Below are 25,749 nucleotides of genomic sequence, written 5' to 3' on the forward strand. Positions count from 1 at the left end.
GTTTTGCGAGTGCAATGTTACATATTTGTATTGAATTATTCAATATTTGAAACCATTTTTTTATGCAAAAATACAATTCAATCCCAAATATAGTTTTCGATTTTGGAGGTGTGCTCCTTAATATTAATACGGATCAGGCAGTTAAGAGTTTTAAAGAAATTGGACTAACTGATATTGATGTGGTAAAAAAAGAATATCAAACTAATGGTTTGTTTGATCGTTTGGAAAAAGGCATTATAAATGCAGATCAGTTTAGACTTGAAATTCGTGAGCACATTGTTGGGAAAGTTACCGATGAGCAAATTGATGCGGCGTGGAATTCTATGCTTCTAGATCTTCCTTATGAGCGATTAGAGATGCTTGAAAAGCTTAAAAAGAATCATAGGATATTTCTATTGAGCAATACAAATATCATTCATTGGGAAGCTTATATGGGAATGATTAAAAATGTTCATGGTGTCTGTCTTTCCGATTTCTTCGAAAACGATTATTATTCCCATAATATGGGATTGAGAAAGCCAGACCCTCAGATTTATACAACTCTTCTTAAAAAGGAAGGATTAATTGCTTCAGAAACTTTATTTATTGATGATATGATGGTTAATACTGATGCGGCTAAATCTGTAGGTATGAAAGCTCATTATTTAAATTTGGAAAAAGGAGAAACAATTCTTGATTTATTTTAAAGTAAAGGGTAATCATTTCTTGCGGAAACTTCCCATTGTATTGTCATAATTGATGTAATACAATCCATTTTGCAGACCTTCCAATTGTATTTTATTGCCAAAGCCTTTAAACACAATATTTCCGTAGTTATCGTATATTTCGTAAAGAGTTTCATTGGTGAATAGTAATTCATCTTTTACTTTCTCGGGACCAAATGTAATTGCAGGGAAGGTAGATTGATATTTAATATCTGAGGAATAATTAGGTGTTCCAGTGTAATCGACCTGATAAATTCTGAAAATATTTTTTCCCGAGTGAGGGCGAACATTCAGTTGATATTTATTTAATTGAGGGGTTCCAATTCCTTCTACTTCACCAATTGTGATCCATTTGTTCCAACGATATTGTTGCACGATAAATGGCAATGAGCCCCGTTCATCCTTAGTAGCCCAATTCAGGACTCCTTTTTTGTCAATTGCAGCACTTTGCAAACGGAATGAACTTACAGGTTTAATTGCTTCTGGATTAATGATTTTGGGTAAACATCCATTTTTATAGTAAAGTGCGATATTTATCTTTTCACCTATTTGGAAATTAAACTTAGATAAATCGATTTCAAAAGCGCTGCTGTTAATTTCATCAGCAGAGTTTTGACCATTTACAGTTACCTCGAAAACACAAAATCCCACTCCTGAGTCAGAGAAAGGGTTCATTACGTAAACATTTTTGCCTAGAAAAATTCCGCTTAGTTCGAGTTTATCTCCGTAAGCAAAATTAAAAAGGAAAAGAAAAATGAATAGTATGACTTTGTTTTTCACTATGTAAAATAATATTGATATAACTGCAAGATACTAAAACAAAGAGCGATAAAAAAAAGTTTGAAATGGTTTATTTATGAATCCAATCTCCATGAGCTTTAATGATCTCTGTAAGTTCATGAATGGCATTTTCCCTCGGTATATTTTTCTTAATTAATTCGCGTTTTTTGTACAATGATACTTTTCCCGGCCCTGCTCCTACATAACCATAATCTACATCACCCATTTCGCCGGGTCCATTTACAATACATCCCATTACAGCTATTTTCAGATGGGTTAAGTGAGAAAATTGTTTTTTGACTTCTGCAACAACATCATGAAGCTGGAATAGGGTTCTTCCGCAACCAGGACAAGAGACAAATTCCGTTTTGCTTGTTCTTACCCTGGCGGCCTGCAAAATCCCAAATGCTGTTGAGTTGACATCTTCATGGGAGAGATCACCTTTATTATCAAGCCAGATTCCATTTCCAAATCCATCAAAATACAAGCTTCCTAAATCAGCAGAAGCCTTTAAATGAATATCTTCCAAGTTTGATTCTTCAAATGATCTTTTGAAAATTACAGGTGCTTTGCATTTAGATTGAACCAATCGGAAAGCAAAAGCTCTTTGTTCTGCAAATGCATTTTGATGCACTGATGAGCAGACCAAAACGACTTTTGGATTCTTGATTATTTCCTGAATAAACCCGTCTGATAAATCAGAATAGCTACATTCAACAAAAAAGATATCTGTGTGAAAGAAGGAAAGGTTAGTATTTGTAAATTGATTTGCCTGAAACAGAGGATAGGTGTTTTCAGCATAATTATTGGCCATTTCCCAGCATTCCTGATCTACAATTATTCCTAATTCTTTTGGATAGTCGGCAAAAATGGCATCAAAACCATTTACAAACAAATAATCGCTGGCTAACTTGCCTTTTTCCCATTCAAATGTATCTTCATTTAAAATGTAGCCGGCTTTCTCTGGCAGATCAGTTGAAATACATTTTTCATGGCTGGCATCCGTAACCACTACAGGAACTTTTTGGCTTCCAATATTCCCAATCAGAGATGTGGATCTTTTATAAAAATCAAAGAGATTGATGTCTGTATTTTTAACCGGTAAAATTGGCGCATGACCAACTTTTTCAGAAACGTAATCGACTAGTTTTTTTCCTACCGGAGATTCTATTTCCGGATCTTCGGTAAGTGATATCCGAATGGTATCGCCAATTCCATCATTTAATAATGCTCCTGTTCCAACGGCCGATTTTATCCGGCCATCTTCACCTTCACCAGCTTCGGTTACACCCAAATGCAGGGGATAATGCATATTCTCATTTTCCATTTCACAAATCAGCAAACGAACAGTTTTTACCATCATTACTGTATTGCTCGATTTAATCGAGATGGCAACATTCTGAAAATTCTGCTCCTTACAAATACGCAGGAATTCTAAAGTGGCTTCCACCATTCCACGTGGCGTATCTCCGAACCTACTCATAATCCGATCAGATAAAGAGCCATGGTTGGTTCCAATTCTAATTGCGGTATTGTTTTCCTTGCAAATGCGAAGTAAGGGAATGAATTTATCTTTTATTTTTTCAAGGTCTTCCTGATATTTAGTTTCTCCATAGTCAATACTAGTAAAGTCGGCTCGTTTATCAACAAAGTTCCCCGGATTGATACGTACTTTATCAACATATTTTGCGGCAATTAATGCGGCAGCAGGATTAAAATGAATATCAGCAACCAAAGGAGTATTGTATCCTCTTTTTACCAATTCTTCTTTGATGAACTTCAGGCTTTCGGCCTCTTTTGTTCCTTGGGCAGTTAATCGAACGTATTCTGCTCCCGATTCTATCATTCTGATGGATTGTTCAACACTCGCTTCAATATTATTGGTATCGGTGTTGGTCATCGATTGAATTCGAATTGGATTTGTACCACCCAGCGCAGTGTTTCCGATTTTGGATTCTGATGATATGCGTCGAGAGTAGTTAAACAGATCTTTGCAAAAAAGTTGATGTTTCGGGAAACTCATTTTTTAGGTTTTAGTATTGAAATACAAAGGTAAGTGATAAATTTTATAAATTTGGTGAACCTTTGGCACGAAGCTTTGCAAGAAATACAATAATTTGCTTTGAGAAACTTTGTGTTGCATTTGGCGACTCCTTTGTGGTAAAAATGAAACAGATTCTATGTCAGTAAAAGTTCAGGAAGTAAGCAAATTATACGGTAAACAAAAAGCTTTGGACAATTTGAGTTTTGAAATTATTCAAGGCGAGATTGTTGGATTCTTGGGACCAAATGGCGCGGGAAAATCAACAATGATGAAAATTATTACTGGTTATATTCCCCAAACTTCAGGCTTGGTAGAGGTAAACGGACTGGATGTTAGCATGGATTCTCTTGAAATTAGAAGACAAATTGGTTATTTGCCCGAACACAATCCATTGTATTTGGAAATGTATGTGAAAGAATATCTCGGTCATGTGGCATCTATTTATAAATTAGGTAAAAGTAAGGCCAGGCGAATTGCCGAAATGATTGATTTGACTGGATTGGGAACCGAACAGAATAAAAAAATAGCTTCTCTTTCGAAAGGATACCGCCAAAGAGTGGGAATTGCTCAGGCCTTAATTCATGATCCGAAGGTGCTGATATTGGATGAGCCGACTACCGGATTGGATCCAAATCAGTTATTGGAAATCCGAAAATTAATTATTGATATCGGCAGGGAAAAAACCGTGATGCTTTCGACGCATATCATGCAGGAAGTAGAAGCTTGTTGCCAGCGGGTTTTAATTGTAAATAAAGGAAAGTTGGTGGCCGATCGGAATATAGATTTTCTTGCGTCCGCAAAATCATCTCATGTGGTCGAAGTTGAATTTGCTTCTGAAGTATCTTCAGACTTATTGCAGGAAATTAGCGGAGTGAATGAAATTGAAGTCCTTGGCGAAAATCGTTACTGTTTTGTTTCCCTAAGAGATATCCGTAAAGAGGTATTTCAATTTGCCGTATCTAAAAGTCTGGTGATTTTGGAGATGAAAACCCGATCGGAGAATTTAGAGGATATTTTTCATGAACTCACTTTGTGATTTTGTTTGTTTTGATGTAGCTTTAATTTTACAGAAAAAACAATATGAAGGAAAATGAAATTACCGAAAAGATAATTAAGGCTGCAATGAAAGTACATACTGTTCTTGGGCCGGGATTATTAGAATCAGCATATCAAGAATGCCTGTTTTACGAATTACAAAAATCAGGTTTAAAAGTAGAGAAAGAAAAAGCTCTTCCGATAAGTTATGATGGTGTAAAACTGGATTGTGGTTATCGACTTGATTTATTTGTGGAGGATCAGGTTATTGTTGAGTTAAAATCAATTGACTCATTTAAAGATATTCATTTGGCACAAACGCTAACCTATTTAAAACTTGCCAATAGAAGACTTGGGCTGATGATTAATTTCAACGTTGAAATGTTAAAGTATGGGATTAAGAGAGTTGTTAATGGGTATTAATCTTTCTATCCCGGTTTCTATTAGTAGCTATTTGAATTTTAGCTGTTTTTGCCCTCAGTGTCCCTCAGTGCTCTTTGTGGTAAAAAGTTAGTTTGTACTTAGCCACCCTTCCGTAAAAAAAAGACTGACCACAGAGAACACGGAGTATCACAGAGAAAAAAAACGAATTGGTTTAATTCTCATGCTTTTATTTTAAGTCTTGTCTTCCTCTGTGTGTCTTTGTGTTCTCTGTGGCAAAAGGTTAGTTTACACTTAGCTTCACCTTTCCGTAAAAAAAGACTGACCACAGAGAACACGGAGTATCACAGAGAAAAAAAACGAATTGGTTTAATTCTTATGCTTTTTTTTTAAAAGTTTTGTTCTTCCTCTGTGTGTCTTTGTGTTCTCTGTGGCAAAAGGTTAGTTTACACTTAGCTTCACCTTTCCGTAAAAAAAGACTGACCACAGAGAACACGGAGTATCACAGAGAAAAAAAACGAATTGGTTTAATTCTCATACTTTTTATTTAAGTCTTGCTCTTCCTCTGTGTGTCTTTGTGTTCTCTGTGGTGAAAAGTTAGTTTGTACTTAGCTTCACCTTTCTGTAAAAAAAGACTGACCACAGAGAACACGGAGTATCACAGAGAAAAAAAACGAATTGGTTTAATTCTTATGTCTCTGTGGCAAAAATTGAAATCCTCACTATAATTAAGACTTATAGCTCTTTATTGGCTCGGAAGTCCCTGTTTTTCAGTTGAGGCTTTTGTTAAAATGTTGTAAAAGTGGGTCTTTAGTTTTGTTTCTTTCCGAAATAATACTTTCCTTTGCCCCGAAATAAGTGGAAAGATTTGGCTGCTTGCAACCACAGAAAAAAATGCTAAATGGTGAACTATGTGCTTTTCTGCATGTAGACAACCAACCATTGCTTTCCTGTATCGTGTACATCATTATTTAGTTAATGATCTTAAACAACATTGCCTGTCGGTTTCATTCATGCAATTGATGATATCGGCATCACAACTAATTATTATTAAAATATTATGGGATATTTATTCACATCAGAATCAGTTTCTGAAGGACATCCGGATAAGGTTTCTGATCAAATTTCAGATGCATTATTGGATAAGTTTTTGGCTTTCGACCCAAACTCAAAAGTTGCTTTGGAAACCTTGGTTACTACCGGACAGGTGGTTCTTGCCGGTGAAGTAAAAACCAAAACCTATATCGATGCTCAGGAAGTAGCTCGTGAGGTAATTAACCGCATTGGTTATACCAAAAGTGAATATCAGTTCGACGGCACATCATGTGGTGTATTGTCTGCAATTCACGAACAATCAGCTGATATTAACCGTGGTGTAGATCGCGAAGATCCAATGACACAGGGAGCAGGCGACCAGGGAATGATGTTTGGTTATGCATGCAGGGAAACCGACGATTACATGCCTTTGGCTCTTGAGCTTTCGCATCGTTTGCTGATAGAATTAGCAGCTATTCGCCGCGAAGGAAGAGAAATGACCTACCTTCGTCCCGATTCAAAATCGCAGGTTACCATTCAGTACGCCGATGATGATACCATCGAAAGAGTACACACGATTGTGGTTTCTACTCAGCACGATGATTTTGGCCCGAACGATGAGTTGATGCTGGCTAAAATTAAGAAAGACGTTCGCAATATCTTGATACCTCGTGTAATTAAGCAATTGCCGAAGCGTATTCAGGTGATGTTTGATGAAAACTTTATTTTGCACGTAAATCCAACAGGAAAATTCGTAATTGGCGGACCTCATGGTGATACCGGTTTAACTGGCCGTAAGATAATTGTTGATACTTATGGAGGAAAAGGCGCTCACGGGGGTGGTGCATTCTCAGGAAAAGATCCTTCGAAAGTTGACCGTTCAGCAGCTTATGCTGCCCGTCACATTGCCAAAAATTTAGTGGCTGCAGGAGTAGCTGATGAATTGTTGGTTCAGCTTTCATACGCAATTGGTGTTGCCGAGCCTGTAGGGATTTATGTAAATACCTACGGAAAATCGAATCTTAGCCTTACCGATGGTCAAATTGCTGAGAAAGTTACTGAGATTTTTGACTTACGTCCGGCTGCTATTGAGCAACGATTGAAATTACGCAACCCTATTTACGAAGAAACAGCGGCCTATGGTCATATGGGACGCACACCTCGTATGGTAGTGAAAAAATTTGAATCTCCTTACTTTGATGGCGTTGAGCTTGAAGTGGAATTATTCACTTGGGAAAAATTAGACTACATCGAGAAAGTAAAAGAAGCGTTCAATTTGTAAACAACAACAAATACAATATATACAAAGCCATTCCATATTATTTGGAGTGGCTTTTTTTACGCCAACTATTTAAGGAGTAAAATTTATTTGGGGGTTCCCCTGCGGGGCGGGCTTTTCGTTCCAACTCCTCACTCGTTCCTCGTTGCGGGGTTTCCCTTCCCCCGAAAGCTTTCGGGGCCCTAACCCAAAACCCAGTTTCAACATGGCACGAAACATTTTCCCTCCCCATTTAAAGGAAGCTTTGTTAAGTATCTGGTAGTAAAACACCATAAATTAATAAACTAGTGCTAAAGAATAACAATCATCCGATGGCAATTAATAATTTGATATTTTCAAATAATAATTCGAGACCTTCAAATAAGATATTACTACTTTCAAATAACATTTTATCGAAATCAAACCCTATTTTATTCCCAATAAGTAATATTCTGATACTAAAATACAGCAATATCAGTTAATTATTGTTAGCTTTATTCCTGTCACAATAAGAATATTGTGTTGTCAAGCTAATTCATAAATGAATCATTATGAGACGAAAAGTTAAAAATTCAGTTGCTATTAACGAACTAATTAGGTTCGAAATGAAACGACAAGGATTAAGCGCTCCTGAACTTGCACATAAAATGAACATTGGGCTAAACTCCATGTATCATATTCTAAAACGACCAAGCATGCAAATCGATCGTCTTTGGGAAGTTTGTGAAGCACTGCAATTGAATTTCTTTAAAGTTCTGGCTGATGAAATAAACATTACTAATCCTGTCGATCCACAAATGGATCAATTGCAGCAAGAAAATAAAATGCTTCGAGAAGTAATTCAACTTTTGGGTGGTAACAAGTAAATCACAAATTGTATTTAAATGCTTAAAATATGTGGTTGTCTAGTGTGTCTACTTCAAACTTAGATTTGAATATGCTGTGTTGCTATAAAATAATTATTTACAGTTAGAAACAGTAAAGGTAGATCATTCGATCTGGCTTTTTTCATTTGAAAGTATTCTTTACTATAAAATTATTAGTTTTATTGACTAATAAAAATGTCTTTATGAGTCGAATAATTCTTACTAGTTTTTTCCAATTGATTTGCTGTTTTTCTGTCTATTCTCAGGAAATTCGTGACAAAGTTTTAATCAAAAATGATACTATCATCTTAAATCGAGATACGTTGGTTATTGGTATGACAGAGTTGAGTGATATTTTAACAAAGTCACAGATAGATTCCTTAGGTTCGCCTTGTATCGTGCATTGGGATGGAGATTGTGATTCAGGGACAGATTATGAGTACTGGATTGAAACAAATAGTTATGAAATTGTTTGCATACAAGATTCACTGAATAAATATATATTAAAAACAATTTCAATTAAAAACACCAATAATACTTCATTGTTTTTCGAGGATGGATTGAATGCAAATAAGCTTACTAAAAAGGGAATACTAGATTTAGGATTCATAAAAGAAAAGCGATATAAACAGAAAAAAAATGTGGCTGTTTATAAAAAAGTAGGGATTCATTTAACTGTTAAAGAAAACCTCGATAGTCTTTTAATTAAGTCAATTCATTTTCATCCTAAGAGTTGGGATAAACACCTAAAAATAGAAACATTAAAAGGAGAGGTCAGAAATACAGAAGGAGAATCTCTACCAGGAGTATTATTCTTAGCTTATAATCAATTTGATTCTTTAAAATATTACGAAACTACGGATTTTGATGGAAAATATTATTTCGAGATCGATAGTATTAAAAAAATTGATGTCTTCAATTTTAATTATGAACCTCAAATCATAAAAGTCACAGATAATAAAGATCAAACAATCAATTTTAAGCTAAAGAAAAACACATATTATCTACCCGATTTAATTGTTGCTAAAAGCGGTGAAATTCGAATTGATTCAACTTGTTACCTAGATCAATTTCCAAAGGTTAGAGATTCTTCAAAGATTAATGTTTGGCTTGTATGTGAGTTTTCGAATTTTAATCCATTGATTTCTAATTTACCTTCTGCGATTGGAGGTCTGAGAAATTCCTATGTAACATTAGTATCATCTTTAAATAGTAAAAGGAAACTGAGAAAATGTGAAGCAGAAGTGTATTTCGTAATTGATAAATTTGGACAAACTAAGCTCATTGATATTATTTGTGATGACAAGATAAATAAAGAATATTTGGCCAGATATATGGTTGATACGTTTAAATGGACTACTGCAAGATGGCGGGGGAGGCGAATTGATTCTAATTGGAGTCTCAAAATTATTTTTGAATAACCGTTGCTATATTGTTACGACTTTTTGTTTGGGGTAGTGCTTCAACGTATCCTCAATACTCTTCTCAACAGGAATAAACTCAAAATTCAAAGCCTCTTTTATTTTCTGGTTCGAGTAGTATTTTATATTGTGAGATGCCCGGGCAGTTTCTTTTGTAAATCCGGAAGACTTAAAAAGGAATATTCTTTTTAGATAAGCGAGTCTCCAGGCAATTTCGGTTAATTTTTCGTTTGCAAATTTAGCAGGATCTTCAATTCCCAAATATTTAGCAATGGTTTTTAAAATAAATTCATAGCTGCAATTCTCGCTGTTTAGAACAAAGCGTTCATTTGCAATGTCACTTTCCATCAATTCTATCATCGAACGACTTACGTCACGAACATCAACATAACCGGTAATTCCTTTGGTATAGTATTTTAAACCTTTGGCAACGGTTTTAAACAGAAGAGAACTTCCCTTATCCCATTGTCCGGGACCAATAATAATTGACGGGTTCACAATCACAGCATTCAATCCTTCTTCTATTCCTCTCCAAACCTCCAATTCCGATTTAAATTTACTGTTTGAGTAGCCCGATCTTTTTTCTTCCGGACTCCATGGAGTTTTTTCAGAAACGGTATTTTCTCCTTCCTCAGGAGAACCCAAGGCCGCAACGGAACTTACCATGCAAAATTTTCTAATATTTGCATTCAGGCAAGCATTTACAATATTTCGGGTTCCTTCCACATTAATATCCAGCATGTTTTTACCATCTTCCTTCTTAAAAGAGACTAAGGCGGCACAATGGTACACATCTTCAATTCCTTCAAGAGCATCTTCCAGCGAGAAAGGATCCAGCATATCTCCATCGAACCATTCGATGGTATCAAACAGTTTATCAGCATTTTCTGCATAGAAAGAAAAAGTGGTTCGTACCAATCCTGTATTACTGTTTTTTCGTTTTAGTGCACGAACTTTATTGCCTTTCGAAAGTAAATCGAATAGTAAATGCGAACCAACAAGACCAGTTCCACCGGTAACTAAAATCATAGAATATTATTAAGTAAATATCCCCGAAAAATTAGGGGGATGAATTAAAGCATGAAAAATGAAACCTATTTCGGCCAGTTTAATTTAATGGTTTGTGTCAATTGAGAGTGAACACTTAAGGGGACCGGGCTGGTTCCTGCAACGCTTTCAATAATTTGTTTTTCCTCTGCAGTATATTTTTTATTCGGGAAATTGAATTCAACTACAACTTCATCAACTCTTCTCGGATCACTCGCCATAATTTTAGTGATATCCAGCTCGGTTCCGGTAATGTCAATATTGTTATCGCGGGCAACAATTCCCATAATGGTCATAATGCAGGAACCCAGTGAAGCGGCCAGCAAATCGGTAGGCGAAAATGCTTCTCCTTTTCCTTGATTATCAGTTGGTGCATCGGTTAAAATTTTATTGCCCGATTGCAAATGAATGCACTCAGTCCGTAAATCGCCAAGGTATTTTGATTTGATAGTTGTCATGCTGTTTTATATTTAGTGAAGTGTGTAATAAGCAATTTTTGTTCTGTGAATTTAAGAATTTTAAAATAGATAGTAAAACCCTCATAAGAGTTAGATAATAAAATTCACTTTAATTGGAACTTCTAGGATTAGAAGTTAAATTCCTTGTTTATCTTATGTTTTTTCAATTGCATCAGAAAGAATTTTGAGTTCAGTATGTTAGATATTTATGTTTTTTGTCATGTGTTTTATTTTTTTTTATGAAAATAAGCCAAAGGCTTGTCACCCTAATTTCTGATTTTCCTGTTATTATACACAGTGTCGGAAAAATTTATACTAGCAAATGAAAAATATATTTATTTATTATTTAGCGTTCATGATTGGACCAGGTATTTTAATGTATTATTTATTGTCTAATGAAAACAACGTTGGGTTTGTAATAGCTATATTGATCTATGCTTTAATATATAGACCTATCATTGACGGATTACGTTTAATATCTAAGCAGGTAATTACTAAGAGACAATCATGGAAATTATTTATCCCTTTTTGGCATGTTAAATGGATGAAAGAGTTATATCTACCTTAATAGAGGTAGTATAGCTATTTTTGATTACTTCTTAGATAAGACACACATATAATAAAGCTATGGTTAGATGAAGTAAGGCCTGATAAATGGATCTCCTGAACAGCAATGTTTAGGAGATCTTTTTTTTTCCACTTTCAGATTCAAACCGAAAACAGATCTTATAATTTCGAATTATAAGCAATCAGCAAAGTCTCTAAAAAAATCAACTTTTATTGCTGATTAAATAGAGCTTAGTCCCTTGATTCTACAATCACTATGACCATCAATTCTTGTAATTTTTCTATATTTGTAAACTTTTTATAACAGATAAGATAATTTTAGTCGGAATAATGTCGGTAGACATTTGTCAATCAGTATCTAATTTGCACAGATTAATGATGAATACGAATGTGAATCGGTATTAGCGAATACAAGATAAATTTTACAATAAATGAGCACTAAATTCCCAGAGTACAAGAATCTTGATCTATCACAGGTCAACAAGGATATTCTAAAAGATTGGAATGAAAATAATACATTCGAGAAGAGTTTGCAGACTCGCGAAGGCAATCCCACTTTTGTATTTTATGAAGGACCACCTTCGGCAAATGGTATGCCGGGTATCCACCATGTTATGGCTCGCGCTCTTAAAGATATTGTGTGCAGATACAAAACTTTGAAGGGATTTCAGGTGAATCGTAAAGCAGGATGGGATACTCATGGTCTGCCGGTTGAGCTTGGTGTTGAGAAAGAATTGGGAATTACCAAAGAAGATATTGGGACTAAAATCTCGGTTGATGATTACAATCTGGCCTGTCGTACCAATGTAATGAAATATACCCGTGAGTGGGAAGATTTAACCTCAAAAATGGGGTATTGGGTAAATATGGAAGAGCCGTACATTACCTACGATAACCGTTACATTGAAACACTTTGGTGGTTGTTGAAACAACTGTTTGAAAAAGATTTATTATACAAAGGATATACAATCCAACCGTTTTCTCCTGCAGCAGGTACGGGTTTATCAACTCATGAGTTAAATCAACCTGGCTGTTATAAAGATGTGAAAGATACTACAGCTGTTGGTATGTTTAAAGTGACCCGCGATGAGAAAAGCGAATTCCTTTACGAAGGAATAGATTGTGATGCTTATTTTATTGCATGGACAACTACTCCATGGACACTTCCTTCGAATACCGCTTTGGCTGTTGGTCCAAAAATCGAATACATTCGTGTTCGCACTTTTAATCCGTATACAGGAATTCCTTGTGTGGTTATTCTGGCTAAAAATTTGTTCTACAATTTCTTTGATAAAAAATACGAAGGACTTGAATTGGGAGAATATGAAGTTGGCGATAAGCGTTTAACCTACAAAATGCTTTCGGAACATGTAGGAGCCGATTTGGAAGGTCTTCGCTACGAGCAATTAATGCCTTTGGTAAAGCCTGAAGGTGATGCTTTCCGCGTAATTTTAGGTGATTTTGTTACAACAGAAGATGGTACAGGTATTGTTCATATCGCTCCAACTTTTGGTGCGGATGATGACAGGGTTGCCAAAGTGGCTGGTATCTCACCATTAATTCTTCGCGATAAAGAAGGTAAAATGCAGCCAATGGTTGATCGTACCGGTAAGTTCTTCAAAATTGAAGACTTGAGCGAGGAGTTTGTAAAAGAATTTGTGAATGTTGAGGCTTACGGTGAGTATGCCGGTCGTTTTGTGAAAAATGCTTACGATTCAACTTTAACAGATGATGATGTGACTTTAGATATCGACATTGCTGTTGCCTTAAAGAAAGAAAGTCTGGCTTTTAAAGTTGAGAAACATATTCACAACTATCCACATTGCTGGAGAACAGATAAGCCAATTCTTTACTATCCATTGGATTCATGGTTTATTGAAACTACAAAAGTCCGCGATCGTATGATCGAACTAAATAAAACCATTAACTGGAAACCTAAATCAACAGGTGAAGGTCGTTTTGGAAAATGGTTGGAGAATCTGCAGGATTGGAATCTTTCCCGTTCCCGTTATTGGGGAACTCCACTTCCAATTTGGGTAAGTGAGGATCGCGCTGAAATAAAATGTATAGGTTCAGTTGCAGAATTGAAAGCTGAGATTGAAAAATCGATGGCTGCTGGTTTCATGACTGAAAATATTTTGGCTGATTACATTGAAGGTGATAACAGCAAAGAGAATTACGAGAAATTCGATTTACACCGTCCATATGTTGATGGTTTGATTTTGGTGAGTGAGACTGGTCAAAAATTGGTTCGTGAGCTCGATTTGATTGATGTTTGGTTCGATTCAGGAGCTATGCCATATGCGCAGCAACATTATCCTTTCGAAAACAAAGAGAATTTCGACAAGTTGTTCCCAGCTCAGTTTATTGCCGAAGGTGTGGATCAAACACGTGGATGGTTCTTTACTTTGCATGCCATTGCAACCATGTGTTTCGATGGAGTTGCTTTCGAAAATATCATCTCCAACGGTTTGGTGCTGGATGCAAAAGGCAATAAGATGTCTAAACGTCTTGGAAATGCAGTTGATCCATTTTCAACCATTGAAAAATATGGTTCGGATCCATTGCGTTGGTACATGATTACCAATGCTCAGCCTTGGGATAACTTGAAATTTGATTTAGGTGGTGTGGAAGAAGTTCGTCGTAAATTCTTTGGAACACTTTACAATACTTATAGTTTCTTCCAATTGTATGCGAATGTTGATGGATTTACTTATTCTGAAGCTGACGTGCCAATGGAACAGCGTCCTGAAATTGATCGTTGGGTTCTTTCTCTGTTGAACTCCTTAATTAAAGAAGTTGAAGAGTGTTATGAAGCCTACGAGCCAACTCGTGCCGGTCGTGCAATTCAGAATTTTGTAAATGAAAATCTATCAAACTGGTACGTTCGTTTGTGTCGAAAAAGATATTGGGGCGGCGACTATTCTACCGATAAAATTTCTGCTTACCAAACTCTTTACAGATGTTTAGAGACTATTTCTGTATTGGCTTCACCAATTGCTCCTTTCTATATGGATCAATTGTTTAAAGATCTGAATTCAGTTACCGGTCGTTTTACTGAAGAATCGGTTCATTTGGTGAATTTCCCTAAATACGATCCGGAAGTAATTGATTCTGAATTGGAAGAAAGAATGGATATGGCACAGAAGATTTCGTCAATGTCACTTGGATTGCGCCGTAAAGTGAAAATACGTGTTCGTCAGCCTCTGCAAAAGATTATTATTCCAATTCTTGATGATTCTATGGTGCCTCAGTTAGAGGCTATTAAGAATATCGTTCTTTCAGAAATTAATGTGAAGGAAATGGAATTCATTACCGATACAACAGGTGTTTTAGTAAAAAATATCAAGCCTAACTTTAAGACCTTAGGGCCAAAGCATGGTAAGATAATGAAACAAATTGCTGCTGAAATTGGTAAAATGAATCAGGAAGATATTCTTGCTTTCGAAAAGGCAGGTAGTTACACAATTGTGGTAAACAATGAAAATGTCAGCCTGACTCCTGAAGATGTAGAAATTGTTTCTGAAGATATTCCAGGGTGGTTAGTTGCCAATGAAGGGAAACTTACTGTTGCAATGGACGTAAACATAACCGAAGAATTACGTAAAGAAGGAATTGCCCGTGAGTTTATCAATAGAATTCAGAATTTAAGGAAGGACAGTGATTTTGATGTAACCGATAAAATTAAGCTTCAAATTATGATGCATGATTCTATTAATGATGCTGTACTTGCTCATAAAGAATACATTGGAACACAAACTTTAGCAGTAAGTATTGAATTAGTTGAAAAATTAGCTGATAATGAAGCTAAAGCAGTGGAGATTGAGCTGGGTGTAGAGAGCTTTATTAAGATTGAAAAAGTTAGTGAATAATCGATTTTTTGTTATCTTTAAAAAAAATAGAAACAATGGCAGAAAAGAAGCGATATACAGACGAAGAGTTGCAGGAATTCAAAGATTTGATTAATGCTAAACTTGAGAAAGCAAAAAAAGATTATGTGACTTTAAAAGCCGTAATCTCGAATAGTTCTGGAAATGATACTGAAGATACTTCACCCACTTTTAAAGTGTTGGAAGAAGGAGCTTCTGTATTGTCGAAAGAGGAAGCAGGACGTTTAGCTGAACGTCAGGCAAAGTTTATTTCTCATCTTGAAATAGCTTTAATTCGCATTGAAAATAAAACCTATGGTATTTGTCGCGAGACAGGTAATTTAATTGCTAAAGAAAGACTTCGTGCTGTTCCTCATGCTACGTTAAGTATCGAGGCTAAAAACAAACAGTAAGATCTTTTATTGAATATATCTTAATGATTGGAAGAATATTCTTCCAATCATTTTTGTTTACAAATCAAGGTTTCTATTTATTTGGAATCTGAAATAGATTAGCTGTTAACGATTAAATAGTGAATATGTCTTTATTTAAAAAATCGATAGTACTTATTGTGCTACTTCTTGTTTTGGATCAGGTAGTAAAAATTTGGATCAAAACTCATATGATGCTGGGAGAAGAGTATTCGGTATTCGGGGATTGGTTCTTGATTCATTTTATTGAAAACAATGGAATGGCCTTCGGAATGGAATTAGAAGGTCAGTGGGGGAAAATTCTTTTAAGTTTGTTTCGAATATTTGCTGTTTGCGGTATTGGGTGGTATCTGTACGATATCTCGACTAAGAAAGCGCCTTTGGGATTAGTGATTTCAATTGCTTTAATTTTTTCCGGAGCAATGGGTAACATTATTGACAGTGCATTTTATGGATTAATTTTTAATGATAGCTACTATCAGGTTTCAACTTTTATGCCCGAAGGGGGAGGCTATGCATCCTTTTTACATGGCAAAGTAGTTGATATGCTTTATTTCCCTCTTCTGGAAGGAAGATTTCCTGAATGGTTACCCATGTGGGGCGGAGAACATTATATTTTCTTTCGTCCGGTTTTTAATATTGCCGATTCATACATAACAATTGGTGTTACTTTTATCCTTTTGTTTCAGCGAAAATATTTCATGAAAGAGCATAAATAAAAAAATAATTTATATCAATAAAGTAAGTATAAAAGCCCGTTTAGGGCTTTTTGTATTATTAATAAGCAAGTACTCCCTGACAAATTCCTGATTCGTTAAAATTTCCCTGTGACTTTTTTTTTGTACAAAACATAAATTATTATTTGCTGATTGTTTCAGATTGTCTTATATTTATTATTAAACTCATGTTTATGATTACATTTCTTGATTGAATTGTAATTAAAGAGTTTGTGTGTTAATAAAGACTACTACTAACGACTAGCAATTGTAAATTTATGCAAATACCATTCATTTCTATCAAACGGGAAATACTCTCTTAATGGTAGCTTTTTTTAATTTTTATCTGAATGATGTATGTAAGAACACTTCTGTAGCATACTTAAAGTATTCGATATTGCGCAATTGTTATATTAAATTGACTAAAGAGTATGAAAAGTAAGATCCGAATTTTAATAGTTGAGGATGAATATGCCATTGATGAAGGAATTCTGAATTGCTTAAACGATATGGATTACGAGATAGTTAAAACGGTATTTCATTCCAAAGCAGCTCTTGAATTTTTAGTGAGTACCGAAATCGATATTGTTCTGATTGATGTAAATTTGGACGATGATCTTAACGGATGTCAATTAGCAGAAATCATTAAATGTGAATTCAGAATTCCGTTTATATTTCTCATTTCAACTGTTGGGCAAATTAGTATAGAAAAGCTAAAGGAGGCGAATCCAAGTGTAATAGTATTGCAAAATCCGACATTAAATCAAATACATTTTTCATTAACACTTGCAGTGAGTAATAATGAGAAGTTGAATTACTCTTTGGGCGAAAATAAAGAAGAAAATTTAACCTTGGATCATTTAAATAATTGTCTGTTTTTAAAAAAGAACAATCATTTTGACAGGGTCAATTTCGAGGAGATATTTTGGTTAAGAGCTGAGAATAACTATACGGTAATTCATACAACAAAAGGAGACTATCTATACTCAACTGTTCTTAAGAAGTTTACAGCAAAATTGCCGGGAAATCAGTTTATTAGGGTGCATAGATCATATATAATTAATCTCACTAAAATTGATGGTTTTGAAGGGAAAATGATTATAGTTGATGGTGAGCACATTCCTGTTGCAAAAACTTACTGCAATAATGTGTTTGATTTATTACATACCATATAATTATCAGTTCCCAACCAGTAAAACTGATCAAACAGAACAGCAGGAAATGATAGCAGAAATAAGAACGGCAAACAAGTTATAGTTCTTATTGAAACGAATCGAAGAAGAGACATGTAACATTACCGAAACAGTTGGTACAATTAATCTGAAATATCCAGGTATATTCTTAATTATTTTTTGTTGAATTATTGGAACTGGCTGTTAGAAGTATCAAAAGGAGTTTCAGGAATTGAAAAAGAGGCAGTTTCGTAGTTATGAGACAGCCTCCTTTTTAAATTAAGCGATTTACGTAAGTATTTTAGGCTTAGTTTTACTGTGCCGGTCTTGTGTTTATATTATAATATTAAGCCTCGAGCCATTAAAGTTATCCTGTTTCTTTGGACCATCCATAAGATTTTTTAACTTAACATCTACTAATTTCAGAAATCCGGGGAATGTCGTTTATAGGTTGATAAATTTCAATCATTGCAACCGTGGTAGGAGCATTTGGAGAGACTTCTTTAGCATTGCAAATGAATCTGAAGTTGGTTCCGCCAACAATTTGGCAAGCTACAGCGAAAGGACTATATTCAACTCCCACCAGATCCTCAGTGGCTTTTTGAAATATATCTTTAGCTTCTTTTGAAATCTTTGTGCTATACGGAGTATAAGCACCTGTTGTTACTTCTGATTTTTCCATCTTCGTTGTTTATTAATTATTGTATTGCAGGATATAATTCCTAAAAACAAATCACTAGTGTCCCATTAAAATCGGGACGTTATTATTAATTAAACAAATTTGGCTCATTAAACCTAAAACGTTCTTTGTCATTTTGAAATTTAGTTCTCTCAAATAAGTCACGAAGGTGAGTTTTATCTGTTAAAGAAATACTCAGAATCTGCAAAACCTCATATGTACTTCTGTCAAGTTGCATGTCTTTTTGGACGATCGCCACCAAACAGTAAGTGCACATGGCAACGTAGATCTGAATCCGAACAGCATTTTCAGTAGTTCCCCAGAATTTCTTGATTTTCAGATGTTGCTTTAGCCATTTGAAGAAAAGCTCGACTTGCCAGCGGTTCTTGTAAAGTTCAGCAACTTGAAGTGCAGAAATGTGCATTGTATTGGTTAAGAATACAAGCTCACGCTTTTGTTCTTCATCCCAATATCTGACCAATCTAAGATGTTCTGGATAGTATTGCTTGGGATAAAATCCAGTCAATTCAATCGTTACATCTGAAAGCACATTCTTTGGCAATCTTCGTTTCCATTTGATTATCTTATATTGAAGGTTCTTCTTTGCTCTGACAACGAAGAAAGCTCCTATCTGATGAATCTTATACAACATTTTGAAGTGATTATATGCACGGTCAAATATGTAATATGAGCCTGATTCATAAGGAATTTTTTTCATTGCAGTAGAATCGTGCACAGAAGCTTCTGTAATGTGAAAGAAAGCGGGAATCTGTGTCTCTACATCATATAATGTATGCACTTTGATTCCACCTTTTTTCTTGCGAAACTTCGCCCACCAGAATACGGAAAGGCACAAGTCAATTGTCGTTGAATCAAATGCGTAGATATTGCCTTCAAGTTTGAAGATGTCAGAAACTCGTTTTAGTCTGGCTTCATTTACCAGATTGTAAGCATACTCTTCAAAAATGTGATAATCTCTGTCTTGATTGGCTCTGGCCAGAGATGATTTTGAGATATTCTTGCCCATACCCAAATGATAAGATTTGGAATGGTGAGCATCAAGAGCGACAATCAAATCTCTCAGACTTTCACGATTTGATAATTGCCCGAACATCAGAGCAAGCAATTGGTTCCAACAAGTGAAATGTTTCACGTATTTGTCACCTTCATACTTGCGAACGATGTAGTTGAACTTATTCCTATCAAGGAATGATGCTAACTGAGCGAAAACGTATTTATCCTTATGCATTTGCTAATCTCTTTAAGAATAGCAAAAGTGTAAATTGAAATCCGTTTAATCGAAAAAAGCCTGTAACAAACTAAATTTCAAATATTTCAAAGAACATTGTAAGACTTTAATGGGACAGTATTGAAAACAAATATTAAGTTAACAGACTTGTGAAAAAAATTAAATGAGTGGATGGTATGAATGTTTTAGTGAAAAGCCAGTATTTTCGAGTAAAAAAATAATAGTGATTCTAATCGAACCTATAAAAGATATTTTATAAATGAAATTTGGTTTTATTTTTTGAGAACTTGAATCGTATTATAAGCAAAAAAGCCCGTTAGGGCTTTTTTATGATTTAGCTTGATTGGCTTTCCTTTTTCGTTGTGCTTTAAAGTATAATATCTGACTGCGTAAACTCCATATTCCACCAGCTATTATAATGAGGAATATCCATTGTTTTCTGCCCCATCCTGCATCTCCAAAAATACCTTTTGACAGCATCACTAGAGACATGATTATTAACAGGCTTGTTACAAGTGCTGCAACATGTCCAACTGCGGCATTCTCTTTCTGAATGCCTGTGGTGCAAAAGTACAGTATAAGTCCAAAGAAAGTAGGAATCAAGGCTGTAAATTGCCAATCTCCTGCATCAAAGTACCTTGCTGTAATTCCAATTAATCCAACAAGTATTAGGATTATAGAATAAACTTTATTGATTTGATATGCTTCTTTCATGAATATTATTTTTATTTAAATCAAATTAAAACACTAAAATACAAAAACTCATGAACAATCAAAACAGTTTCATCATTTGAATATTGATTACAAAATAGAAAGCATAAGAAAGGCCGCCACTCCTGACAGCCTTTCTTGGACAACCTTAAAACTCAACCATGTATTGACTATCGTACCGCGATTACCAAATACTTTGAAGATTTCCAGAATTCAACCGGATCTAGAATTGTAATGCCTTCAACTGTTTCAACTCCCTCAACCTTATAAGAGTTGCTTGGATGATTTGTTACAAAACTAATCTTCTTCCCGATGACAGGAATAGTAGTAACTTTGGTGATATCAATTTTTTCAAATTCACTTGTATTAAAATCTTTATTAAGAACTGCTGTTTTTCCAATTCCGATAAATCCACCGTCTTTGGTAATTACATTTTTCTCTTGTAATTCTTTGCTGGTTCCAAATATATAGTAAGCTGTATTTAGTTCGTTTGTTGCGTTTTCAATTACTTTTGTTTTGTTTTCGTTTTCAGTATTCAAAGCCAACACAGTTCCATTTAGCTCAGTCACTTGTCCATTTAAGTTATCTACTTCAATGTTCAATTTAGCTACTTTGTCATTCAGAACAATAATTTCACCTTCTTTAGCTTCCAATTCCGTTTTTAAACGATCAGTTAATTTGCGTAGCTTAGAGTTTTGATACCAGCTATTGTTTAATTTTTTGTCTAATTCTTCAATTTTTAATTTGTTTTGTTCTAACAGATTATTGATTGAAGTTAAATCACTTGCAATTTTTTGTTTTTGAGATTGATTAGGATTCTCAGAGTTAACTGCAATAATATTTTCTTTTTGCTTAATCATTTCAAGATTTTCTTCAATTGAATTTAATGATCCAATAAATTCATTAATTGAAGAATCTTTTTCCTGAGCCATTACAGTTAGTTGCTGATTTTGCTCTCTTAATTGTTTTAACTCTTTTTGATTACACGAGATAAACAATGGAACAATTAGCAATGCTATAAGAATACGTTTCATAAATTAGTTTTTAGAGATTAGGTTTCATTATCTTGTTTCTATTACATATATGAATATCATGCCAAGATTGTACACCAAAGGATATTATTCATCTATTCATTGCAACTCACATATTATCAGTATTTAATGTACGGTTTCATTTTTGCGGATAGATTGCTGTTTTAGAGTTGAGGAATCGGAGTTGGGGAATATTTCCCCAGTTCATGGGTATAAAATACCCAAAAGGTTAAGGGTTGTTTAAAGGAATGTGTACCAGTATTTTGAGCACGGACTAAAAATATTCTTATTAACTTTACCTTAAAGAATTTAAACCTTACGGTGATATAAGAAAACAAATAAATTCAAATGGTGTCAGAAAGTAGAAGTAATATAAAGGTAAAAGTAGTTGCAGGGTACATATTTGTATTCCTGGCTATTTTTGCTTCTGTTTTAATTGCTTATCAGTCTTATAATAAACTTTTGGATTCTGTGGATTTCTTATCGAAACCAGATGCTGAGATTGCCAGAATGAATCGAATTCTCACCAATTTATCGGAGGCTGAAAATAAGATCAGAATTTATTCCTTAACAAAGAAGGAACGCTATTTGGCTAAATATGCTGATAATATTATTGAGATACAAAGTGATTTGGATTCGCTGAGATATTATAGTGATGATAGTAGTAAATCGTTTCTTTTAATTGATTCAATGAATTATTTACTAGAGGAACGTGCTGATAAATTAGAGAGGTTTGTTGAATTAAAAAGATCAAAAGAGAAGGAAAATCTTTCTCAAAAAGCGATGGAGCAACTTAGTGAAGTCTCTGATGCCACAAAAACCAAAATTAAGACTACCACAACTACTACAACGTTTTTGGATACAGTTGTTAGTCCTGCTGAGGTGAAGGAAAAAAAGAAGAAAGGATTTGTTGCCAGACTTTTTAGTGGCAAAAAGAGTGAGACCAAAATAGATTCGATTGAGACTGTAATTCAACGAACTCAAATTCAGATTGATACAAGTTATTTGCCACAAGCCGATAGTTTGTTGCGCAGTTTGGAGACTATGTTACTTACTGCTCAGGCCAAAGAGCGATTGAACAGAGAGATTGTTTCGAATGAAGAATTGCGGTTAGTTGAGGAGAATTCTTTAATGTGGGACAAGATTAAAATTTTATTGCATCAGTTGGAAAAGGAAAGATTGCAGCAATTAACTCATGAATCGGATAGCGCAAAAGAGATTGCCAGTAATTCAATATTTATTATTTCTGTGATCATTATTGTTGGATTTATATTGGGTATTTTGTTTATTATTTTCATTCTTACTGATATCACCAAAAGTAATTTTTATAGAAAAGAATTAATTGTAGCTAAAGGGAAAGCGGAAAAGTTGGCAAAAGTGAAAGAAGATTTTTTAGCCATAATGAGTCATGAAATAAGAACTCCTCTTAATGCCATCTTAGGTTTTACAAATCAGCTTGATAAAACAAAATTAGAAGATCAGCAACAGGGATTCGTACGGGTTCTTAAAAACTCTTCGAAACATTTACTTGGCTTGGTCAATGAAATTCTCGATTTGTCGAAAATAGAAGCTGGAAAACTGCATATTGAAAATATTCCGTTTCAGCCGCATTCACTGGTTTTTGACGTATACGATGTTCTGAAAATTAATGCTGAAAACAGGGACATCGATTTTACTTGGGAATACGATGGTGATTCTCAGATTAATTTAGATAGTGATCCGTTTCGAATTAAACAGATTCTATTGAATTTGGGTAGTAATGCCATAAAATTTACTCCCAAGGGGGCTGTTAGAATCAAATCATCGGTTATTCAAATCGATAAGTACTTTATGTTCGAAGTAAATGTAATTGATACCGGAATTGGAATTGATGAGAATAAATTAGAAACAATTTTTGAAGATTTCAGTCAGGCAGATTCGTTTTCGGCAAGGAAGTATGGGGGAACAGGATTGGGTTTGGCAATTAGCAGAAGATTATCACGATTGTTGGGTGGTGATTTGTTCGTAGAGAGTAAGCTGGGTGAAGGATCTTGTTTTACTTTGCGAATACCGTTATTGGAATCGAAAGAAGAGGTGACTGAGCATAAAGGATCAAGAGAGGTTCAAATTCCTGATTTTTTAAGGCAAAAATCCTTTTTGGTTGCAGATGATGATCCGTACAGTTTATTGTTGCTGAAAACCATTTTTGCCAGTTGGGGCTTGCAGGCAGACTTTGTGGAAGATGGATCTAAGGCCTACGATTTGATCAGGCAAAAAGATTACGATCTGATTCTTACAGATATCCACATGCCTGAAATGGGCGGAATTGAGCTGTGTAAAAATATTAGAAAATTGGAGCACACCAAAAAATCTGAAATTCCAATTATTGCTTTAACTGCGAATGTGAGAGAGTCGGATTTAAAACAGTATATACAATCGGGAATGACAGATTGTCTTGTGAAACCATTCGATGAGGCTATTCTGATGGAAATGCTTCGAGATTTATTTGGTAATGCGAAAGAAGAGAGAATTGAATTAAAAGGTTCTGACAAAACAATGTCGGATGATCTTTTCGACTTAACTCAAATTAAGCAATTTACCTCCGATGATCAGGGATTAGTTAATCAGATATTGGAGCAGTTTATTGTTTCTGCACACGAAAATGTCGATTTATTGAATAAAGCTTTGATTGATAAAAATTATCTGGCTATTGGTGAAATTGCTCATAAGATGCTTTCTTCGTTTAACCAGCTTAGGGTTTTAATTGTGGTTCCTATTTTAACGCGATTGGAAACCATTCTTCATAAAAAAGAAAATGCTGAGATAAACCACGAAGAGATAAGAGAGTTGGTTGCAACTGTTACAGCTAACACAAATTTAGTAATATCATCTATTCGTGATGAAATTATTGCCTAAATCTATTTTTATATATCGATTCCGTATTGTTTAATCTTATTGTATAAGGTTTTTCTGTCGATATTAAGCATTCTGGCGGCTTTCGATTTGTTATAGTTCACCTTTCGGAGCGTGGATACAATTAATTCCTTTTCGTTTGCGGCCTGAATTAATTTAAGATTGGAACCTTCCACAACAAAACCACTGTTGGCATTGTCATTTAAGATTTCATTGGGTAAACTGGTTAGTTCTACTTTCTTTTCAGGACTAAGTAAAACAGATCTTCTTATAACATTTCGAAGTTCTCTTAAATTGCCCGGCCATGAATAAGATTTGAATTTTTCCAAAACCTCGGAGCTAAATCCTGTTATTTCTTTATTCAGCTCATTATTGGATAGTTCGAGAAAATAATTCGAAAACAGTTCAATGTCTTCAATTCTGTTTCGCAAGGCAGGAACAGTAATTTTGAATTCGTTTAAACGATGGTAAAGATCTTCTCTAAAGTCTCCATTATTTACTGCTACTGATAAGTCTTCATTGGTAGCAACAACAATCCGGACATCGACATCAATATCTTTATTGCTTCCAATTCTACGAACTTTACGTTCTTGCAAAGCCCTTAACAGCTTCATTTGAATTTCATAGGATAAATTTCCTATTTCGTCCAGAAACAAGGTTCCCCCCTGAGCTGATTCAAATTGACCTTCTTTATCGTTTATTGCCCCTGTAAATGAACCTTTTATATGACCGAACAGTTCGCTTCCTGCTAAATCTGTAGATAAAGCACCACAATCAACGGCAACAAAAGCTTTCTTTTTTCTTTTACTGTCAAAGTGAATTCTTCGGGCCGCAATTTCTTTTCCAGTACCGCTTTCACCTTCAATAATAACTGACATATCTGTGGGTGCCACCAATTTAATGTATTGGTCAATTTGTAAGGAATTTGGACTGTTTCCACTTACAAATTCAAGCCCTTCTTTGTTCTTTTTTTCTTGTGAATTTTTAGAACTTTTAGGTTCTTCTGATTTTGCAAGAGCAGAATTGATTTGCAAGAGTATTTCATCCGGGTTAAGCGGCTTGGTTACATATTCAAACGCACCCATTTTTATTGCACTCACAGCGGTTCTTATATCAGCATAAGAAGTCATAATAATCACAGGAACATGAGGATGCATTGATTTTATTTTTTGGAGAAGTTCCAATCCATCAAAATCCGGCAAACGGAAATCACTTAATACAAGATCAAATTGATTAATCTCCAGCTTTTTTAATGCTTCTCCGGCAGAAAACACAGTATCTGCATCAAAGTTTTTACGCTTTAACAAGCCCTGAAGCATCAGGCAAATAGTTGGATCATCATCAATTATCAATATCTTTTTCATGCGTAACCTTACCTTTATTTAATATGTGCGGGTTTCAAT

20 protein-coding genes are annotated in these 25,749 nt (G+C 34.8%); 11 read left to right on the forward strand and 9 right to left on the reverse strand.

What is annotated here, in order from left to right; all coding sequences use genetic code 11:
- Nucleotides 1-62 precede the first annotated feature (62 nt).
- On the forward strand, nt 63-686 hold the full coding sequence (locus ACY0M5_RS03385; protein WP_461630805.1) for an HAD family hydrolase: 624 nt from the start codon (nt 63-65) through the stop codon (nt 684-686).
- 12 nt (nt 687-698) lie between these two features.
- Here ACY0M5_RS03385 and ACY0M5_RS03390 read toward each other — a convergent pair whose 3' ends face one another.
- A complete protein-coding gene (locus tag ACY0M5_RS03390; protein WP_461630806.1) occupies nt 699-1,379 on the reverse strand; it encodes a hypothetical protein in 681 nt (226 codons plus the stop codon).
- 175 nt (nt 1,380-1,554) lie between these two features.
- The gene (gene ispG, locus ACY0M5_RS03395; protein WP_124994183.1) at nt 1,555-3,507 is read right to left on the reverse strand and encodes a (E)-4-hydroxy-3-methylbut-2-enyl-diphosphate synthase; all 1,953 of its coding nucleotides are present in this window, start codon (nt 3,505-3,507) and stop codon (nt 1,555-1,557) included.
- Nucleotides 3,508-3,664: 157 nt separating this feature from the next.
- Here ispG and gldA point away from each other — a divergent pair, with 157 nt between their 5' ends.
- From gldA to ACY0M5_RS03420, 5 genes are all read left to right on the forward strand, one after another.
- On the forward strand, nt 3,665-4,564 hold the full coding sequence (gene gldA, locus ACY0M5_RS03400) for a gliding motility-associated ABC transporter ATP-binding subunit GldA (RefSeq protein ID WP_461630807.1): 900 nt from the start codon (nt 3,665-3,667) through the stop codon (nt 4,562-4,564).
- A gap of 44 nt (nt 4,565-4,608) precedes the next feature.
- Nucleotides 4,609-4,986, forward strand: a complete 378-nt coding sequence (locus ACY0M5_RS03405; RefSeq protein ID WP_124994181.1) for a GxxExxY protein — start codon at nt 4,609-4,611, stop codon at nt 4,984-4,986.
- A 1,018-nt stretch (nt 4,987-6,004) separates the two neighbouring features.
- Entirely contained in the window at nt 6,005-7,261 is a 1,257-nt protein-coding gene (gene metK, locus ACY0M5_RS03410) for a methionine adenosyltransferase (RefSeq protein WP_461630808.1), read from the forward strand.
- A gap of 527 nt (nt 7,262-7,788) precedes the next feature.
- On the forward strand, nt 7,789-8,103 hold the full coding sequence (locus ACY0M5_RS03415) for a hypothetical protein (RefSeq protein ID WP_124994179.1): 315 nt from the start codon (nt 7,789-7,791) through the stop codon (nt 8,101-8,103).
- Nucleotides 8,104-8,306: 203 nt separating this feature from the next.
- Nucleotides 8,307-9,524: a carboxypeptidase-like regulatory domain-containing protein gene (locus ACY0M5_RS03420; protein WP_124994178.1), complete on the forward strand. Its 1,218-nt coding sequence runs from the start codon at nt 8,307-8,309 to the stop codon at nt 9,522-9,524.
- Between the two features lie 6 nt (nt 9,525-9,530).
- Here ACY0M5_RS03420 and ACY0M5_RS03425 read toward each other — a convergent pair whose 3' ends face one another.
- Together ACY0M5_RS03425 and ACY0M5_RS03430 are read right to left on the reverse strand one after the other, a co-directional pair.
- A complete protein-coding gene (locus ACY0M5_RS03425) occupies nt 9,531-10,553 on the reverse strand; it encodes an NAD-dependent epimerase/dehydratase family protein (protein ID WP_461630809.1) in 1,023 nt (340 codons plus the stop codon).
- Between the two features lie 65 nt (nt 10,554-10,618).
- Complete coding sequence (locus ACY0M5_RS03430; RefSeq protein ID WP_124994176.1) at nt 10,619-11,029, reverse strand: OsmC family protein; 411 nt, start codon at nt 11,027-11,029, stop codon at nt 10,619-10,621.
- A gap of 998 nt (nt 11,030-12,027) precedes the next feature.
- Between ACY0M5_RS03430 and ileS the strand changes: the two genes are divergently transcribed.
- From ileS to ACY0M5_RS03450, 4 genes are all read left to right on the forward strand, one after another.
- Complete coding sequence (gene ileS / locus ACY0M5_RS03435; RefSeq protein WP_461630810.1) at nt 12,028-15,468, forward strand: isoleucine--tRNA ligase; 3,441 nt, start codon at nt 12,028-12,030, stop codon at nt 15,466-15,468.
- A 35-nt stretch (nt 15,469-15,503) separates the two neighbouring features.
- On the forward strand, nt 15,504-15,878 hold the full coding sequence (locus ACY0M5_RS03440) for a TraR/DksA family transcriptional regulator (protein ID WP_101310971.1): 375 nt from the start codon (nt 15,504-15,506) through the stop codon (nt 15,876-15,878).
- A 125-nt stretch (nt 15,879-16,003) separates the two neighbouring features.
- Entirely contained in the window at nt 16,004-16,615 is a 612-nt protein-coding gene (locus ACY0M5_RS03445) for a lipoprotein signal peptidase (protein WP_124994174.1), read from the forward strand.
- A 428-nt stretch (nt 16,616-17,043) separates the two neighbouring features.
- A complete protein-coding gene (locus tag ACY0M5_RS03450) occupies nt 17,044-17,787 on the forward strand; it encodes a LytR/AlgR family response regulator transcription factor (protein ID WP_124994173.1) in 744 nt (247 codons plus the stop codon).
- Nucleotides 17,788-18,190: 403 nt separating this feature from the next.
- Here ACY0M5_RS03450 and ACY0M5_RS03455 read toward each other — a convergent pair whose 3' ends face one another.
- From ACY0M5_RS03455 to ACY0M5_RS03470, 4 genes are all read right to left on the reverse strand, one after another.
- A complete protein-coding gene (locus ACY0M5_RS03455; protein WP_124994172.1) occupies nt 18,191-18,466 on the reverse strand; it encodes a hypothetical protein in 276 nt (91 codons plus the stop codon).
- Between the two features lie 85 nt (nt 18,467-18,551).
- A complete protein-coding gene (locus ACY0M5_RS03460; protein ID WP_461629731.1) occupies nt 18,552-19,712 on the reverse strand; it encodes an IS4 family transposase in 1,161 nt (386 codons plus the stop codon).
- Between the two features lie 327 nt (nt 19,713-20,039).
- On the reverse strand, nt 20,040-20,426 hold the full coding sequence (locus tag ACY0M5_RS03465; protein WP_124994171.1) for a hypothetical protein: 387 nt from the start codon (nt 20,424-20,426) through the stop codon (nt 20,040-20,042).
- Between the two features lie 167 nt (nt 20,427-20,593).
- On the reverse strand, nt 20,594-21,457 hold the full coding sequence (locus tag ACY0M5_RS03470) for a Cbp1 family collagen-binding glycoprotein adhesin (RefSeq protein WP_124994170.1): 864 nt from the start codon (nt 21,455-21,457) through the stop codon (nt 20,594-20,596).
- Nucleotides 21,458-21,802: 345 nt separating this feature from the next.
- Here ACY0M5_RS03470 and ACY0M5_RS03475 point away from each other — a divergent pair, with 345 nt between their 5' ends.
- Nucleotides 21,803-24,349 carry a response regulator gene (locus ACY0M5_RS03475; protein WP_461630811.1) on the forward strand — a complete coding sequence of 849 codons (2,547 nt, stop codon included), beginning with the start codon at nt 21,803-21,805 and terminating at the stop codon, nt 24,347-24,349.
- Between the two features lie 8 nt (nt 24,350-24,357).
- Here the strand turns inward: ACY0M5_RS03475 and ACY0M5_RS03480 are convergent, their stop codons facing one another.
- Nucleotides 24,358-25,710 carry a sigma-54-dependent transcriptional regulator gene (locus tag ACY0M5_RS03480; protein ID WP_124994168.1) on the reverse strand — a complete coding sequence of 451 codons (1,353 nt, stop codon included), beginning with the start codon at nt 25,708-25,710 and terminating at the stop codon, nt 24,358-24,360.
- Between the last annotated feature and the right edge of the window lie 39 nt (nt 25,711-25,749).

Origin of the sequence: Labilibaculum euxinicum (genome assembly GCF_963678175.1) — a bacterium.
GTDB classification, from domain to species: Bacteria; Bacteroidota; Bacteroidia; order Bacteroidales; family Marinifilaceae; genus Labilibaculum; species Labilibaculum euxinus.

What these genes read in the sequence shown, in the direction of transcription:
- ACY0M5_RS03460 (WP_461629731.1), bottom strand. Translation starts at nt 19,712, where the DNA reads ATGCATAAGGATAAATACGTTTTCGCTCAGTTAGCATCATTCCTTGAT.
- ACY0M5_RS03405 (WP_124994181.1), top strand. Translation starts at nt 4,609, where the DNA reads ATGAAGGAAAATGAAATTACCGAAAAGATAATTAAGGCTGCAATGAAA.
- ACY0M5_RS03440 (WP_101310971.1), top strand. Translation starts at nt 15,504, where the DNA reads ATGGCAGAAAAGAAGCGATATACAGACGAAGAGTTGCAGGAATTCAAA.
- ACY0M5_RS03455 (WP_124994172.1), bottom strand. Translation starts at nt 18,466, where the DNA reads ATGGAAAAATCAGAAGTAACAACAGGTGCTTATACTCCGTATAGCACA.
- ispG (WP_124994183.1), bottom strand. Translation starts at nt 3,507, where the DNA reads ATGAGTTTCCCGAAACATCAACTTTTTTGCAAAGATCTGTTTAACTAC.
- ileS (WP_461630810.1), top strand. Translation starts at nt 12,028, where the DNA reads ATGAGCACTAAATTCCCAGAGTACAAGAATCTTGATCTATCACAGGTC.
- ACY0M5_RS03475 (WP_461630811.1), top strand. Translation starts at nt 21,803, where the DNA reads ATGGTGTCAGAAAGTAGAAGTAATATAAAGGTAAAAGTAGTTGCAGGG.
- ACY0M5_RS03445 (WP_124994174.1), top strand. Translation starts at nt 16,004, where the DNA reads ATGTCTTTATTTAAAAAATCGATAGTACTTATTGTGCTACTTCTTGTT.
- ACY0M5_RS03415 (WP_124994179.1), top strand. Translation starts at nt 7,789, where the DNA reads ATGAGACGAAAAGTTAAAAATTCAGTTGCTATTAACGAACTAATTAGG.
- ACY0M5_RS03390 (WP_461630806.1), bottom strand. Translation starts at nt 1,379, where the DNA reads ATGAACCCTTTCTCTGACTCAGGAGTGGGATTTTGTGTTTTCGAGGTA.
- ACY0M5_RS03425 (WP_461630809.1), bottom strand. Translation starts at nt 10,553, where the DNA reads ATGATTTTAGTTACCGGTGGAACTGGTCTTGTTGGTTCGCATTTACTA.
- ACY0M5_RS03465 (WP_124994171.1), bottom strand. Translation starts at nt 20,426, where the DNA reads ATGAAAGAAGCATATCAAATCAATAAAGTTTATTCTATAATCCTAATA.
- metK (WP_461630808.1), top strand. Translation starts at nt 6,005, where the DNA reads ATGGGATATTTATTCACATCAGAATCAGTTTCTGAAGGACATCCGGAT.
- ACY0M5_RS03450 (WP_124994173.1), top strand. Translation starts at nt 17,044, where the DNA reads ATGAAAAGTAAGATCCGAATTTTAATAGTTGAGGATGAATATGCCATT.
- ACY0M5_RS03385 (WP_461630805.1), top strand. Translation starts at nt 63, where the DNA reads ATGCAAAAATACAATTCAATCCCAAATATAGTTTTCGATTTTGGAGGT.
- ACY0M5_RS03420 (WP_124994178.1), top strand. Translation starts at nt 8,307, where the DNA reads ATGAGTCGAATAATTCTTACTAGTTTTTTCCAATTGATTTGCTGTTTT.
- ACY0M5_RS03470 (WP_124994170.1), bottom strand. Translation starts at nt 21,457, where the DNA reads ATGAAACGTATTCTTATAGCATTGCTAATTGTTCCATTGTTTATCTCG.
- gldA (WP_461630807.1), top strand. Translation starts at nt 3,665, where the DNA reads ATGTCAGTAAAAGTTCAGGAAGTAAGCAAATTATACGGTAAACAAAAA.
- ACY0M5_RS03480 (WP_124994168.1), bottom strand. Translation starts at nt 25,710, where the DNA reads ATGAAAAAGATATTGATAATTGATGATGATCCAACTATTTGCCTGATG.
- ACY0M5_RS03430 (WP_124994176.1), bottom strand. Translation starts at nt 11,029, where the DNA reads ATGACAACTATCAAATCAAAATACCTTGGCGATTTACGGACTGAGTGC.